The following is a 16209-nucleotide window of genomic DNA, read 5'->3' as shown; positions in this document are numbered from 1 at the left end:
TTCCTTAAATATTCCTTACAGGGACCTTTTTCAAATTCCTGGAAAAAAGCCGCAGGTCTAGATTATAACATAAATTTTAAAAAAGTGTTGAAATATTTTAACTAATACTGTATAGTAGATGGGATAGAATTTTAAACCATAATTTAGTGGATAAAGGAGATTCTTATGAGACATTTACTTAACCCGTTAGACTTTAGTGTGGAAGAGACAGGGCAGCTTTTAGATCTGGCCAAAGATATCGAAGATAATCTTCCAAAATATTCTCATGTATGCGATGGAAAAAAATTAGCGACATTATTTTATGAGCCAAGTACAAGAACTCGTTTGAGTTTCGAGGCTGCCATGTTAAATCTGGGCGGCAGTGTACTAGGCTTTTCTTCTGCCGACTCCAGTTCTGCCGCAAAAGGAGAAAGTGTTGCTGATACCATTCGGGTTCTCTCCTGCTACGCAGACATATGTGCCATGAGACATCCAAAGGAAGGGGCTCCACTGGTAGCTGCCAACCATTCCAGCATACCAGTAATCAATGCCGGAGACGGAGGCCACCAGCATCCGACCCAAACCTTAACTGATCTGCTTTCCATCAATTCTTTAAAAGGCCGTTTAAATGATCTGACCATTGGCCTCTGTGGCGACTTGAAATTCGGACGCACGGTTCACTCTCTGATTAATGCTCTTGTACGATACAAAAACATTAAATTCATCTTAATTTCCCCCCCAGAACTACGGGTGCCTGAATACATCCGGGAAGATGTACTGAAGGCCAACAATATTGAATTTGTAGAAATGGACAGTCTTGACGATGCCATGCCTTCTCTTGATATCCTCTATATGACCCGCGTTCAGAAAGAGCGCTTCTTCAATGAGGAAGATTATATCCGTTTGAAAGACTGCTACATTCTGGACAAAAAGAAAATGAAACTGGCGAAAGAAGATATGTATGTTCTTCATCCTCTTCCAAGAGTCAACGAAATCGCAGTAGAGATTGACGAGGATCCCAGAGCCGCTTACTTTAAGCAGGCACAATATGGCGTGTATGTGCGTATGGCTCTTATCATGACATTACTGGAGGTAGAAAAACCATGTTAAATATCAGCGGATTAAAAGAAGGAATCGTATTAGACCACATTGAAGCCGGAAAAAGCCTGGAAATTTACTTTAACCTTGGTCTGGACAAGCTGGATTGCCAGGTCGCCATCATTAAGAATGCAAAAAGCAATAAGATGGGGAAAAAAGATATCATAAAAATTGAAGGCGGCTTAGACCACATTGATCTGGACATCCTGGGCTATATTGACCATAACATTACGATAAACATCATAAGGGATAACCTGATTGTAGAAAAGAAGACGTTAAGCCTTCCTAAAAAAATCACCAACGTGATCCATTGTAAAAACCCCCGCTGCATTACCTCCATCGAGCAGGGGCTTCCCCATGTATTCTATCTTGCCGATGAGGAAAAAGAAGTCTATCGCTGTATGTATTGCGAAGAAAAATATACGAAATAAACGGTTCTGCGATGAATGGCGTGCTTCCCGTCAATAGGACAGTGAATTATTTCATTTTTAGGTTAAGAACCTGCCGATTTTAGGCAGGTTCATTTCTTTTATGCCGCAACAAAACAAGGGTTGTGATACACTATTGGTGTCATATTGTTGCAGTAGTCTATATAATCAGATATTGTTATTAAAATGTTTGGACATGAAAACACCCCCATATAGGACCTTTATATTTCATTGTCCTATATAGGGGTAGCATATTACTGATCAAGACGCATTTTTTATGCGCTGTTTTTAGTAAGACCAAATTGGTACAGTCCTTTTTTAAAGCTTTGAGTAAGACGATAAGCCGGGTTATGTCGTTGAATGGCCATCTATCTAGGCCTGCCGTCGCCAGCAGGCTCAAGCGACCTACCCGGGAGCAGACGGGCCGCCTTAAGCTCCCTGTTCGGTCTTGCTTCGGATGGGGTTTACATGGACCCCTCCTGTTACCAGAAGGGCGGTGGTCTCTTACACCACCTTTCCACCCTTACCGCATTAAGCGGCGGTATATTTCTGTTGCACTTTCCCTAGAGTCGCCTCCGCCAGACGTTATCTGGCATCCTGCCCTGTGAAGCCCGGACTTTCCTCACCTGCAGCCTTTCGGCTTTGCAGCTGCGGCCATTTGTCTTACTCAAAACTATATTATGAAAGCAAAAACCTGTTTTCATAATCGAATGGACGGTGCTAAAAGACAGCACCTTTATGAGAAGCGATAAAGACAGCTTCTCATAAGCCATATTAACATATCATAAATTCGTTTATTTGTAAAGCCAATTTCATTTTTAAACCTTAAAACAGCTTCCTCCGATAAACTCCCTGACAATGGAATTACGGGGAATATCCTCACTGTTGACCCCAAGAAAATAATCCAGGAATTTCAGCAGACGCTTTGCTTCCATATACTCCGGGGACTCTCTTGGAATGCCGAATAACAGTGGTTCCGCAAACTGCTTCAGCACAGACAGTTCATAGACCGTAGCTGAGTTGAACATCATATCCGCAGATTCCTGGAAGGGGAAAATGTACTCTTCCTCTCCTGCTCTCACCGTCGGCCACATGCGTATGGTGTCCTGAGCGGAAGCTCCTCTTGTTCTGGCATCCCGTACCATCCGACGGATTAAGCGGCAATCGGTTGTCGGAATCCGGTTATGTTCATCAATATTCAACTGGGTCAGTGCGCTTACATATACACGGAATTTACTTTCCTTTGGCAGGGAATAGGATAGCCTGTCATTTAAGCAATGGATTCCTTCGATGACAAGGATATCGTCTTTTCCAAGTTTTAAATAATCACCTCTGTACTCCCGAACCCCTGTTTTAAATTGGTACCGCGGCATTTCCACTGTTTCTCCAGCCAGAAGTGCTGTCATGTCTTTATTAAACTGTTCAATATCCAGGCTCTCCAGAACCTCATAATTGTAGCTCCCATCCAGATTTTTCGGACTGTCTACCCGATTCACAAAATAATCATCCACGGCAATGGGATGTGGGTTCATTCCCTGAGCCTTCAGCTGAACGGACAGACGGTGGGAAAATGTGGTTTTTCCGGATGAGGACGGCCCGGCGATCATAACAAATTTCTTGCTCCTGTCGGCACCTATTTTTCCCGCGATCTCAGCAATTTTCTTTTCCTGAAGGGCCTCCTGAATTAAAATCAGTTCATTGATATTACCGGATGCAATTTCTTCATTCAGTGCGCCTACATGGGACACATTCAGCCGTTCCCCCCATTTTACGCTCTCCTTTAGCACCCGAAACAGCTTTTGCTTCTTTTCCGGCTCGAAAACAGGTACTTCTTTGGTATTTTCCTTCTGGGGCAGCATGAGCATAAAGCCGTCATCATGTAATATTAAGTCAAAGTACTTAATATATCCGGTATTCTGTACCATGTATCCATAGTAATAATCTTCAAAGCCGCCTATGCTGTAGATATTGACACGGGAAACCCGGCGGTAGCGAAACAGTCTTTCCTTGTCATACATCCGGTGCTTATGAAAAAGATCAATGGCATCATCAGTGTTTACGCTCCGCTTCATAATCGGGATCTTTTGACTCACATACTCCTGCATGCGGGCTTTCACCCGGGTAAGCAGTTCCTCAGTCAGCTGGACTTTTCCATGAGCCTCAATGTAATAGCCTTTCCCAAGAGAAAAATCCACAGTCACTTTTTCAATATTTTCCACGCCAGCCACATCATAAAAGGCTTTCATCATAACAAAAATAGCGCTTCTGTGATAAGTCTGGATTCCGGGCTGATCTTTCCCTGTGAAGAAATGAAGGTTGCAGTCGAACTGGACCGTTTTATGAAGTTCACTTAATTTTCCGTTGATGCTGACCAGTAAAATATCATTTTCATACTGGGGCTGATACTCTTTTGCAATTTCTTGATAAGACGTGCCAATGGGGTATTCCTTTTCCACACCATTTATAGTTACAACTGCCATTCGCTTCCTCCTTATATGAATGTTTCAGGAAATTCCACTTTTGCCTTGCAGATCTCCAGGTTCTCCCCTGCTTCTTTCTTTAAATATTCTTCCATAAAGTCCAGAAACAGATATTCCAGGCCGTAATGGCCGGCATCAATGACAGCCATATGGTTTGCAGCGGAATCGATTCCATTATGGTGACCGATATCGCCTGTAATAAAGACTTTCACACCTGCCTCAAGAGCCGGTTTTATAACACTTCCCCCAGATCCCGGGCTTATGCCCACAAAACGCACCGGCTCCCCTGGTGCGTCTTCTCCGTAAACCGTAACAAAGGGAAGCTGGAACCGTTCCTTTACAAGAGCGGCTATCTCTCTTACTGTCATCTCTTTCTTAAGATACCCAGATTTTCCGATTCCATATACCGTTTCCTTTGGCCCTTCATCGGATTCCTTAAGCATCACACCTTCTTTTTCCAGTACCTTTAAATCTGTAAGCCCAAGTTTTTCTGCGGCCACATCAGCCATACATCCAGGTGCTGCATCAAAGTTCGTATGCATGGCGTAATAAGAGATGTCATTGCAGATCAGCTTTATAATGCGCCTGGATATAAAATCTTTGTCATTGATTTTATATAAAGGCTTGAAAATAAGGGGATGGTGGGTGATCAATAAATCTGCCCCCCATAGGACGGCATTCTCAACCACTTCATCGGTAGCATCTAAGGCAATAAAAACCTTTTTTACCTCTTTATTACTACGGCCTGCTAAAAGGCCTACATTATCCCAATCACAGGCACAGACTGGCGGTGCCAGCTGTTCCAGTTTTTTTATCAGTTCATCGCATCGCATCCTGTGCCTCCTTATTATAGGCAAGTTCCAGCTTCAGCTCTTCCATTCTTCTGACCGCTGCTTCGGTACCGCTCATGGAAAGCCCCTTTATAATCTGCTCCAGCTGTTCTTCTTCCTTTTTTAGATATTCCTTTAAAACAGGATCCTTTGATTCCAGCAGACCCTTGCCATAGCGGTAGGAAATTTCCCTTTCCTCTTTTTGACACGCTTTTGTCTTTCTGCTGACCCCCATAACGGAATAATATTTTCCTTCTTCCTTTATCATAGTCTCCTGTTTAATAAAAAATTCCTGTTCTTCCAGGAATCTGCGTACCTTGTCCAGATCTGAGTGGGGGGATAAAACCCAGTAGGGAATTCCTTCCCATAAATTGCGGCCTCCCTCCAGAATATGTATCATCAGTTCTCCGCCCATGCCTGCTATGACTACACAATCTGCTTCATTTTGTCCTAATTTTAAAAGTCCGTCGCTTAAACGGACTTCCACTTGTGTCTGTAAGCCTGCCTCCTGGATATGGGCCCGGGCCCGTAACAAGGGGCCCTCCCTCACATCCATGGCAATGGCATATTTTGCTTTTCCTTCCTGTACCAGATGGATAGGAATATAACCATGATCAGTTCCAATATCAGCGACTCTGCTTCCTTCCGGAACAAAGGAAGCGATCGTTTCCAAACGCTTTGATAGCTTCATCTCAAACTCCGTCTTGTATCCTTAATCATCCAGATAGTCCTTAAGCTTCTTGCTTCTGCTGGGATGGCGCAGTTTGCGCAATGCTTTTGCCTCTATCTGGCGAATCCGTTCTCTTGTAACATTAAATTCTTTTCCTACCTCTTCCAGGGTTCTGGGCCGTCCGTCATCAAGACCGAAGCGCAGCTTTAAAACCTTCTGTTCACGCTCAGTCAGAGTGTCAAGCACCTCCATCAGCTGCTCGTGGAGCATGGTGAATGTGGCGGCATCAGCCGGAACGGCCACCTGGTCATCCTGAATAAAGTCTCCCAGATGGCTGTCCTCTTCCTCTCCGATGGGAGTCTCTAAGGATACCGGTTCCTGAGATACCTTCATGATTTCCCTGACCCGTTCGACCTGCATATCTGCCCTTGCTGCTATTTCCTCAGGTACCGGCTCCCGTCCCAACTCCTGTAAGAGCTGTCTGGACACACGGACCAGGCGGTTGATGGTCTCTACCATATGAACAGGGATCCGGATGGTACGGGCCTGGTCCGCAATAGCACGGGTGATGGCTTGTCTGATCCACCAGGTCGCATAGGTACTGAACTTATAGCCTTTCCGGTAATCAAACTTTTCCACAGCCTTAATAAGTCCTAAGTTTCCTTCCTGGATTAAGTCTAAAAACTGCATTCCCCGCCCGACATAGCGTTTGGCAATGCTAACTACCAGACGCAGATTGGCTTCCGTCAGCCTCTGCTTTGCATCGTCGTCGCCCAGTTCGATTTTCTTGGCAAGCTCAATTTCATCTTCACTGGAAAGAAGGGGAACCTTGCCGATCTCCTTCAAATACATGCGGACCGGATCCTCCACACTGATACCTTCCGGAACAGACAAATCAATACTTTCCATATCGATTTCTTCTTCTTCCTCGATATCTTCCTCTATGAAAAGATCCTCATCCAGTTCCAGATCTTCACCGCCGATTTGAAGTACGTCTACCTTATTGCTTTCCAGAAAATCAAAGATCTGATCCAGCTTATCCGAATCCAGATTCTCTTCCGCAAAAAAATCCAGAATCTCCTGGTTTTCCAGTACATTCCTTTTCTTTTTTGCCAGGAGGAGAAGCTGATTTAATTTTTCCTCAAAAGCAGCGGCTGACTCCAAAGCCTTAAGCTCTGCAGCCTGTTCCTCTTCCGTTTTTCTTGACCCCACCATCTTATCTGCTGCCTTCTTCACATTCTCGTCCATGTTCTTCCATCCTTCCACAGCCTGCCTATAGTGTACACCCTAATCCAGCGAAATATGCAAATCCTTTAGCGCAGCCTGTTCCTTTATAATAATCTGCAGTTCCAAAATCCCTGCTGCATGGCGGCTGGCATAATCCAGACTGTTTTTTTTCACTTTCATAACCGTTTCCGAAAACGCCTTTTTTTGCTCTTCATTATCTAGGGACTCTTTTAAGCTCGCATGAAAAAGACCTGCGACTGCCCGGTATTGACCTTCATCATGAATGAAATGATTTAAGATCTCGGCCGGATTCAATGTTCCGGCAGCGTGTCCGTCAAAAACCATCCGTGCCACCTTGTGATATAGTTCTTCTATAAAATCATCGGGAGTGATCACTCCTTCAATCTTATCAAATAATAATGGATTTTCAATGAGCCAGGTAAGAAGCAGCCTTTGGGACTGCTTAACACCGTCTTCCTTTTCCTTTTTTCTCTGGTTTTTTAAGTTTACCTCTTCTTCCCTCTGAGAGAAAACAGACGGTCCCAGAGAAGCACCCAAGCGGTTGACCAGACGTTTCAAGTCTTCATAATTGATGAAAAACTCCCTGGATACCGCCTCCAAATAATTCTCCCGTTCCAGGGCTTCCGGAAATTCCAGAAGTTTCCTGGCCACCTGATTGTAAAACTCTGTTTTCTGCTCCGGATCGTCCATTTTAAAGTTCTTTTTCAGCACATCAATTTCAAACAGGAAGCTGTTGCGGGCCTCATCAATCCGCTGGCGGAATGCTTCAGCTCCCATATTCTTTATGAATTCATCCGGATCTTTGTAGGGCTGCATGTTAAGTACGCGAATGGATATACCCGCTTCTTTAAGAATGGGAATGGCACGGAGGGCAGCCTTAACACCCGCACCGTCGCTGTCATATGTAAGAACCACTTTATCCGTATATCGTTTTAAGAGCTGGGCATGCTGGGTGGTAAAGGCCGTTCCCAGAGAGGCCACCGCATTGGTGAAGCCGGCCTGGTGCATTGCGATTACATCGATATAGCCCTCGCAGATCAATATGTACTTTTCCCGTGAAAGCCTGGCATAATTCAGACCATATAAATTCCGGCTTTTATCAAAAAGCTTTGTCTCCGGCGAGTTTAAGTACTTTGGCTCCCCGGTGCCCATGACCCGGCCTCCGAAGCCAATGACCCGGTTATTCACATCCATAATAGGGAACATGACCCGGTTCCAAAACTTATCATAGGTTCCCCGTTCCTCAATGGTCACCAACCCAGTCTGCTTTAACAGGCTATCATCATATCCCTTGCCCTTTAAATACCGGTAAAGATCATCACTTGTCTTATTGGAATAGCCCAACCCGAACCTGGTTATGGTTTCGTCGCTTAACTGCCTGTCTCTTAAATAGCGGTAGCCAGCCTCACCCTGAGAATTTTTAAGCTGATAATAAAAGTAGCTGGCGGCCAGCTTATTAATTTCCAAAAGAGCGGACTTAAGATCTTCCTGCTCTCTTGCCTCCTTGCTGTACTCCGCCGCAGGAAGCTTCACGCCTGACCGGTCTGCCAGGACCTTTAGGGCCTCAGAAAAGGAATAGTTTTCATATTCCATGACAAACGTAAGTACATTTCCGCCTGCACCGCAGCCAAAGCAGTAGTACATCTGTTTGGCGGGGGATACAGAAAAGGAAGGGGACTTTTCATTGTGAAAAGGACAGAGGCCAAAATAATTGCTTCCCTTCTTCTGCAGCTTGACGTATCCCGATATCACATCCACGATGTCATTCTTCATCCGGACCTCTTCAATCACTTCTTCCGAATATCGCATGAAGCTTCATTTCTCCTTTCTCCTTTTCTGGCCATGTTTTTCGGCCATAAAGGTATACCCGCAGTGTGTTCCTCAATGTTAATTCGCTCTAAACCATTTTCCACGCTTTCGGGACAAACAGCTCTTCAAATTTATCAATGGCATATCTGTCGCTCATGCCTGCAATGTAATCGCAGACCGCCCGTTCCCGGCTTTCCGGACCTTCCTCCATTAAGGTGCAGTATTCTTCCGGAAGCTTGTCCGGGTGATCCATATAGTAATTAAAAAGCATGACAATGAGATGCTGTGCTTTCCCTTCCTCTGCTTTTGGAATATCGCTTTTATAAACATTTTCAAACATCCAGGTGCGCAGCCCCTGCATGGCCTTCTCCATATCCGGAGACATGATGATCTCCGGCTTTCCATAGCTGTTGCGGATAATATCATGGATCAGATTGTTAAGCCTTTCACGGACACTGTGACCCAAAATCCCTGTATAGCATTCCGGCAGGTCTTCTTCCACAAACATTTTTGCCCTGATCGCATCGTCAATGTCATGGTTGATGTAGGCAATCTTATCCGACAGGCGGACGATGCCGCCTTCCAATGTGGAAGGGTGGCCGCTGGTACGGTGATTTAAAATCCCATCCCGGACCTCCCAGGTAAGATTTAAACCCATGCCGTTCTTTTCCAAAACCTCTACTACCCGGACACTTTGCTTGTAATGGGCAAAGCCCTGGGAGCAGATCTTATTTAAAATCGCTTCCCCGGAATGGCCGAAAGGGGTATGGCCCAAATCATGAGCCAAAGCTATGGCCTCTGTTAAGTCTTCGTTCATGCGCAGAGATTTCGCTATGGTTCTGGCAATCTGGGATACCTCAAGGGTATGTGTGAGCCTGGTTCTGTAATGGTCCCCTTCCGGAGCCAGAAAAACCTGGGTTTTATGTTTCAGCCTGCGAAATGCCTTGCAGTGAATGATCCGGTCCCGGTCCCGTTGGTAGGCAGGCCGGATATCACAAGCCTCCTCCTCCCGCTCTCTTCCTTTGCTGTTCTTACTGAAAGCGGCATAAGGATTTAGATATGCTTCCTCCCATTGTTCAATGGATTCTCTGATATTCATACAATCACATCCTTCGCCCAAAGTTATGGTACATTATATCATATTTTCAGTAATTATAATACCCTATATTAAAATAATTGCAATATCTGTCATCTGCCAGCATCCAGATGTTTCCTGTATTCACTGGGAAGACAGCCATACCGCTTCTTAAATGCCTTGGAAAAGGCCCTGCTGTCCGGAAATCCATGCTTCATAGCAATCTCCCCAATCTCACCGCCGGTCCCGACCAGTTCCCGGACCGCATATTTGACTCGCAGGTCAATAAGATAAGTACGGTAATTGACCTGCGCATATTTTTGGAATATCCTGGACAAATAGGTAGGGCTAAAACCAAAACGTCCTGCCACTTCGTCAAGCTTTAAGTCCTGGTCATAATTTTCCCTCATATACTGAGTGACCTTTGACAGCTTATCGAGCTGCCTTTTCTGGCGGAGGACCTCCTTATCCATGGTTTCTGCCTTAAACTCCGTGACTAAAAGATATAAAAGTTCATAGAACAGGCTTTTCACCTTCAGGCTGTAACCATATTCCTGATCTTCATAGATGGAAAACATGGAAACAACCAGCTGCGTCAGCCTCTCATTTTGAGCCTCATCCTTTTTCTCAAAATTCACATAGCTTTCCTCTCCCATGTACTCCTCAAAAGCTTCCGCCGGTATTTGAAGAACTATGGTGATATTGGGATTGGGACATTCAATGGAATGGACTTCATTGGAGTTGACCAGCACAAAATCCTGCCTCTCAAGAGATAAGTGGCTGTTGTTGATGTAAAAATCAATTTTCCCTTCCTGAACCAGAAAGATCTCAACGGAATGGTGCCAGTGTTTCGCGACCTTATAATTTCCTTCCCTTCCCTCAAAGACAAACATCCGGAAAGGCAAATCCTCATTGGGAATGACCAGTTCATGCCTGACTTCCATTTCACACCTCCCCAAAAGTAGTGATTCCATTATAAATCATTTTGGCCATTTTTCCAATGGCTTTCCCGCCCATGTTATACAGGAAGGCTGTCACTCACACATAAAGCGCCGTACCCAATCTCCGGATTGGGATATTGGGTAATTCCGGGAAGGGGCCTTGCCCCGCGGATAAAATAAGCCTTTACCTTTTCGCCGAATAAAAACGGATCCCTGCCATCCACAATTCCCCACTGCATCAAAAGGGCTGCGCTGCCGGTAACAAAGGGGGTTGCAAAGGACGTACCTGTTACTGATTCATAGCCGCCTCCAGCTCTTGCCGCAATGATCCCCACTCCGGGAGCAGCCAGATCCGGTTTCACCAGATTGGTTCTCCTTGTAAATCCTCTGCCGGAAAAATCCGCATAAGACTGATAGGTGTCATCATAAGCTCCCACGGAAATGACCTTGTTTGCCGTAGAGGGAATGGTCAAAGTAGTTTCAGGCGTAGCCCTTAAAAACCGGGTGGACTCGCTCAGCACTCCGGCGGATGGCAGCCAGAAATCGTAATTGCCTTCCACAATCTGTCTGGGAGTCAGGCGGAATTTCCATATCCCGCTGTCTATATAGGTATCAAGGGGAAGGAAATCCATATAAATTTCCTGTGCCACACTGTAAGGGCCGGGTTTCCCATAGTACAGCAAAATCCTGGTATTTCCATAGTTTATGGTCTGAGGCCCCAGGCTGCTGCTGATCGGACCGATCACGACTCCGGAAGGTGTTATAATGCTGATATCAAATAAATCCGCATAGGATTTCCAAAGCTGCACACTGAAGCTTTGCTGGTATCCTCCCACACTCAGCTCGATCTCTTCGGGTCTGGACATTGTCAGGGCTCCGGAAATATGACCGCCTGCCACCCCTTCGTTGCCTGTTCCCACCACGATCACGGTCTTCCCGTAATTGGATAAATCATCAAGAAATGTTTCTAAAAGGCTGGTTCCGTCATGAGAACCATAGGTATTTCCAAAGCTTAGATTGATGGCCAGGGGCATCTGCATATCCACAGCTTCTTGTACCGCAAAATTGACCGCACGCATAAGCTCCGTGGTCCTGGGAAATCCGCCTTCCTGAGGGGCTCCAAGCTTTACAACTAAAAGCGGGCTTTCAAAAGCAATTCCCCGGTATTGTCCCCTGTTTTCCCTCCCGTTTCCGGCCGCTATGGATGCCACGGCTGTGCCGTGACCGGTGATATCCACGGATGGAACCAGCCTTCTTGCCTCTGTCCTGCTACCGGTAGCCAGGGCAGCATTGATTTCATCTGCTGTGAACACCCGGTCCAGAGTCTGATCCCACAGCCTTACAATCCTGGTCGTTCCGTCATTATTCCGGAAATCATCATGGTAATAATCAATTCCGGAATCAATGATAGCTACCAAAACTCCCCTTCCGGTAAGAGGACTGCTTCCCTGCTGGACCAGATTGACGCAAGAGGCTGACTTTGCCTGGTTGATGGCAAAAAACAGCCTCTTTGGTTTCTCCACATATTCGATTTGAGGCAATGAACTTAACTGGTCAATAAGGGATTCAGGAACCGTAAGTATGGAGTATTCGTTCACCATCTGTTCTACCCGGATTCCCACCTGGGAAAGACCGCTTAAATCTCCGGAATGCTTTACAATCACATCCCAAGATTTTTCCTCGGGATTATATCCTACGTTTAAATTACCTGATTTTTCACGCTCTTCAGGAGTTGCGCTGAGGGCAAGGTTTAACAGATTTTCCAGTTTCTGATCTTGCATACGACATTCCTGTGTCTTTTCTATCATCCTACGCTGGAAATGTCATTCTCATTCCTTACTCTGCTCTGCTTCCCGCACTTCCGTTTCATTATAGAAGAATTTTAAGATATCCTCAAAACTCTTTCCGCCCTTTGCCATGGCCTGAGCCCCATTCTGGCTCATGCCCACTCCATGCCCAAAGCCTCCGCCATAGATATGAAAGGTTGTAATGTTATTGTCATCAACTCCCTGGTTTTCTATTGCGATATAGGCACTGGGAAGGGAGTCAAAATTCTTCATGAGCGTGCCATCCAGCTTGGTGATAGCCATATATTTATTTCCAAGCTTTGCCCTCACCTGTCCTTCTCCATTGATGGTCATGATGCCGTCAGAACCCTCGACCCTCAGTTTTTTTACGATTCCACCCACTCCCCGTTCCGTTACTGTAATGTTCAAGATAGAACCGACTTCGGTGATCTCTTCCTCAAGCTGCCGGTTGGTAACGGTGGTCTCCCACCGGTACATGGGAAATCCAGAATCATAGGCCGGATAATCCTTTTTCTTTATAAATTCCTCAAAGTCAGAGTTTGTTGATAAGTTTAACACTCCCCTGCTGTCCTGTAGAAGACTGCCATCCAGATAGGGGAAAAGGGTCGGGTCTCCTCCCCATATGCTTCCGTCGGTTGTGTGTCCGCAGGAGGTCGAGAAATAAAAGGCCTCTATTGGTCTTTCGTTATAAAACAATAGCTTTCCATAGGTCTCACGTACCGCCTCTTCTGTTTTTGATGCGGTTGGAAGGTTGTTATACACCTGGAATCTGGTGCTGTCATCCACATGGGCCCCGTATTTGCTGTAGGTGTTGCTCTGGATCTGCCGGTAAGCATAGGTCCTGGCACAGACAGCCTGGGCCTTTAAGGCTTCTTTTTCATAGCTGTCAGGCATTTCACTGGGCACGACCTTGGTCAAATAATCCTCCAGGTACAGCTCATTGATTAAAACCAACCCATCAGCTTCCTTTCGTACTTCAATCGTGCCGTCATAGGCTGGGGTGCCATAGGACCTTTTTATGGAATTCACGGATATGGAATCTCCCTTTTCTAAGGGCGCTGCTACAATCCGTCCATCCTTTAGCCGCTCATCTGCGGTATCAATGATCACTTCCGCCTTTGGAGGAACCTTTACCTCCTTGTCTCCATAGGACAATGATAAGCCGCTCTCGGCAGACAGGGTTATGGCCGGATGGAAGATCGATTGGAAATCAGTATTCATCAAAAGAACACGAATGCTCTTTGCATCAAATTCCCTTACCAGCAAAGCAGCACATATCCTGCCGTGGGCTACGACAAAATCCTGTATGTCATATCCTACCAGAATGTCGGAGATACTGCGTTCTTCAAACTGTCCATATAAACGGTATACTTTAAAATCCTTATCCAGCTTTAGACTGCCATATCCCTCAACTTCAACAGAAGTATCCTTTACCGCAAGAACCTTCCCCGATATCCTCTTTTTCTTCAAGGTTACCTTTTGCAGGCTCCCTCTTTTTAAACTGATATCCGCAATATTATTGGCAAAATCCTCCGGCTGTCCCAAAGAGGCCTCAAGAGGAAAGGTACGTTCCACTGCCCCTAAGTATACGCCGAAGGTTCCTCCCGTTCCTGCAGTCAGCCAGACATTTTTATAGGTTATGGAATCTGTCACCGCTTCTTTTAGTGCGATGATCTCATTGCCCTTTACCAGAAGCTTTAGCTCCCAGTCTATGTAAGAATCCAGGCTGATGCCCTCAAACTGAAAATCCCCCCCGCTGGTATAGGCAGTCCAGGCTGATGCAGTTTTTACATTGGTAGGAGTGCCATAAAGAAATACGTCAAGCACTTTGATCTTTCCTTCCTTATCCAATGCTCCCCTCAGTTCTTCATACAAATACCACCATTCATCAGATGGAATCTTCCTGTTCTGTTTTTTGCCGCTTTCATGAATCTTCTTTCCTGATCCGGGAACCAAAGCCTCTGCCAGGTTTTCCGCCTCTCTATAAGTCAGAAAGCCTTCCGCAGTATCCCTTTTAGCCGGTATTTCACGTTGATCCAGATAACCGCCTGCATACAGGTAATTCATGTATTTCACATACCAGTTATTCTGTTCCTTTTCCGGAAAGTATTCCTTGCTATGGTCCGACAGCATTTTTTCACAGCTTTCTCTATCGGTAAGAAGAAGAGCAGCCGACTTATATGCTACCCCTCTTGATATTCCCTCCGGTTCCGGTTCACCCACCAGAATAATAATAATGAGAATCAAAACCAAAAGAGGAATACCGACAACAAATCCGATAAATGTCTTTTTATTCATGCGCTCCTCTTATCTCATATATGTTTTTTTATCTTCGTCAATCCGTTCCAAGTCAAAATAATCCGCCGTTTTAAGGGAGAGATCCTTTTTCGTCAGGGAACGGTTCACCAGTCTGGAAACCACGCTGTAAATCACCGCAAAGGTTGGTACCGCAATGATCATTCCCACAAAGCCGAACAGTCCTCCAAAAAGCAGGATGGAGAACAGCACCCAAAAGCTTGGAAGTCCTGTGGATTGTCCTAATATTTTCGGCCCCAGAATGTTTCCGTCAAACTGCTGGAGCAAAAGGATGAATATCAGAAAATACAGGCATTTGATGGGGCTGACCAGCAGAATCAGAAATGCGCTGGGGATGGCTCCGATAAACGGGCCGAAAAAGGGTATCACATTGGTGACGCCCACAATCACGCTCACCAACAGCGTATAAGGCATCTTCATGGCGTTTAAAAGAATAAAACATAAAATCCCGATAATCAGGGAATCTAAAATTTTACCCGTTATGAATCCGCCAAATACCCGGTGCACAAAACGGATTTCATCGATTGCCTGGTTCGCCATCTTCACAGGAAATATGCTGTAAATGATCTTCTTGCCCTGGGCCGAAAGCGTTCCCTTTATGTTCAGAAGATAGACCATTACAATAACGCCGATCAGAATGTTCTTAAGTACCAGAACCACGCTTAACAGTCCGCTGGAAAGGCTGCCGATTAAAGTGGACATGTTGGGGACCAGGTCAGAGGTCATCCAGTTTTGCAACTGGCCTGTCAGCCGGTCATAGATGGGAATAACCGCCCGTTCCACGGAGGGATTATCCTCCAGCATCTTCTGAAGCCATAAAGCCAGATCGTTCATATTTTCGCCCAGTGTCTCCTGGAGACCCATGATGCTGGTATAAATCTGAGGAATGATCATCCAGAAAAGTCCGACTACAATCACAAACAGAAAAAAGAGGCTGACCACAGTTCCCATAAGTCCGGATGCAGATTTTACCCCATTCCCGTTTTTCCAAATGGAAGAAAGCTGGCGCTTTGTAATATCTCTGGACTTGTTATATACCGGCAATAAAAGATATGCAAGTACTGCTCCGTAAATGACAGGCATAAGGATACCCACGACCAATTTTGCCATACCTTTCACAGCCTGGAATCTGGAAAGGAAAAAAGCAAAGGCTATGCTTAAGGCAATAACGCAAAGTGCTGTGACTCCCCAGCAGATATAGCTCCGAAAATTTGACTCTTTCATAGAAATTCTCCTAAGTTATTAAGTTTGACTACCGTCTATTATACTCTACCATACTTTTACATAAAATTAAAGCAGCGATTTCTCGCTGCTTTTTTCTTTGGTAACCCCAAAATGCCGGTTCTTACTTATTGACGCCTAGCCTTGCTAGGTGGGCAACCTCACTCAAGTTTCTGCCTTCCACTGCAAACGGAGGCTTGACATCCACCTGAAAATATCGGAATCCCATGAGTCATAATGTAGGTTCAAAAAAGTTAAGAGTGTCGCACATTTCAGGAATTACATTCCCATGTTTTCTATGGTCTT

The 16209-nt window shown here is 45.4% G+C and carries 12 protein-coding genes and 2 other RNA genes; 2 read left to right on the top strand and 12 right to left on the bottom strand.

All coding sequences use genetic code 11. The annotated features are described in order from the left end of the window. Positions 1–165 precede the first annotated feature (165 nt). Together pyrB and AC27IJ_RS15835 are read left to right on the top strand one after the other, a co-directional pair. Entirely contained in the window at positions 166–1089 is a 924-nt protein-coding gene (gene pyrB, locus AC27IJ_RS15840; protein WP_312445703.1) for an aspartate carbamoyltransferase, read from the top strand. Then, the gene (locus tag AC27IJ_RS15835) at positions 1083–1508 is read left to right on the top strand and encodes an aspartate carbamoyltransferase regulatory subunit (protein ID WP_312445704.1); all 426 of its coding nucleotides are present in this window, start codon (positions 1083–1085) and stop codon (positions 1506–1508) included. The genes pyrB and AC27IJ_RS15835 overlap by 7 nt, the downstream gene beginning before the upstream one ends. A gap of 320 nt (positions 1509–1828) precedes the next feature. Here AC27IJ_RS15835 and rnpB read toward each other — a convergent pair. The 12 genes from rnpB to ssrS form a co-directional block, all read right to left on the bottom strand. After that, an RNA gene (gene rnpB, locus AC27IJ_RS15830) (RNase P RNA component class A) lies at positions 1829–2175 on the bottom strand. A 148-nt stretch (positions 2176–2323) separates the two neighbouring features. Then, positions 2324–3985: a uridine kinase family protein gene (locus AC27IJ_RS15825; protein WP_487149700.1), complete on the bottom strand. Its 1662-nt coding sequence runs from the start codon at positions 3983–3985 to the stop codon at positions 2324–2326. 11 nt (positions 3986–3996) lie between these two features. Beyond that, positions 3997–4818, bottom strand: a complete 822-nt coding sequence (locus tag AC27IJ_RS15820) for a Nif3-like dinuclear metal center hexameric protein (protein ID WP_312445707.1) — start codon at positions 4816–4818, stop codon at positions 3997–3999. Further along, entirely contained in the window at positions 4805–5506 is a 702-nt protein-coding gene (locus AC27IJ_RS15815; RefSeq protein ID WP_312445709.1) for a tRNA (adenine(22)-N(1))-methyltransferase, read from the bottom strand. The genes AC27IJ_RS15820 and AC27IJ_RS15815 overlap by 14 nt, the downstream gene beginning before the upstream one ends. 21 nt (positions 5507–5527) lie before the next feature. Further along, positions 5528–6733 (bottom strand): RNA polymerase sigma factor RpoD, encoded by a 1206-nt coding sequence (rpoD, locus tag AC27IJ_RS15810; RefSeq protein ID WP_312445711.1) that lies wholly within the window; start codon positions 6731–6733, stop codon positions 5528–5530. Between the two features lie 39 nt (positions 6734–6772). Continuing rightward, positions 6773–8542 (bottom strand): DNA primase, encoded by a 1770-nt coding sequence (dnaG, locus tag AC27IJ_RS15805; protein WP_312445712.1) that lies wholly within the window; start codon positions 8540–8542, stop codon positions 6773–6775. 88 nt (positions 8543–8630) lie between these two features. After that, complete coding sequence (locus AC27IJ_RS15800) at positions 8631–9641, bottom strand: deoxyguanosinetriphosphate triphosphohydrolase (RefSeq protein WP_312445713.1); 1011 nt, start codon at positions 9639–9641, stop codon at positions 8631–8633. 89 nt (positions 9642–9730) lie between these two features. After that, positions 9731–10561: an AraC family transcriptional regulator gene (locus AC27IJ_RS15795; RefSeq protein WP_312445715.1), complete on the bottom strand. Its 831-nt coding sequence runs from the start codon at positions 10559–10561 to the stop codon at positions 9731–9733. Between the two features lie 74 nt (positions 10562–10635). After that, the gene (locus AC27IJ_RS15790; protein WP_312445717.1) at positions 10636–12339 is read right to left on the bottom strand and encodes a S8 family peptidase; all 1704 of its coding nucleotides are present in this window, start codon (positions 12337–12339) and stop codon (positions 10636–10638) included. A gap of 48 nt (positions 12340–12387) precedes the next feature. Further along, positions 12388–14664 (bottom strand): SpoIID/LytB domain-containing protein, encoded by a 2277-nt coding sequence (locus tag AC27IJ_RS15785; protein WP_312445719.1) that lies wholly within the window; start codon positions 14662–14664, stop codon positions 12388–12390. A 9-nt stretch (positions 14665–14673) separates the two neighbouring features. Next, a complete protein-coding gene (locus AC27IJ_RS15780; RefSeq protein ID WP_312445721.1) occupies positions 14674–15906 on the bottom strand; it encodes an AI-2E family transporter in 1233 nt (410 codons plus the stop codon). A gap of 99 nt (positions 15907–16005) precedes the next feature. Continuing rightward, a non-coding RNA gene (gene ssrS / locus AC27IJ_RS15775) (6S RNA) lies at positions 16006–16185 on the bottom strand. Positions 16186–16209: the final 24 nt, after the last annotated feature.

The organism is Lacrimispora sp. YZC11 (genome assembly GCF_057543815.1).
This window is presented reverse-complemented; position numbering and strand designations above follow the sequence as displayed.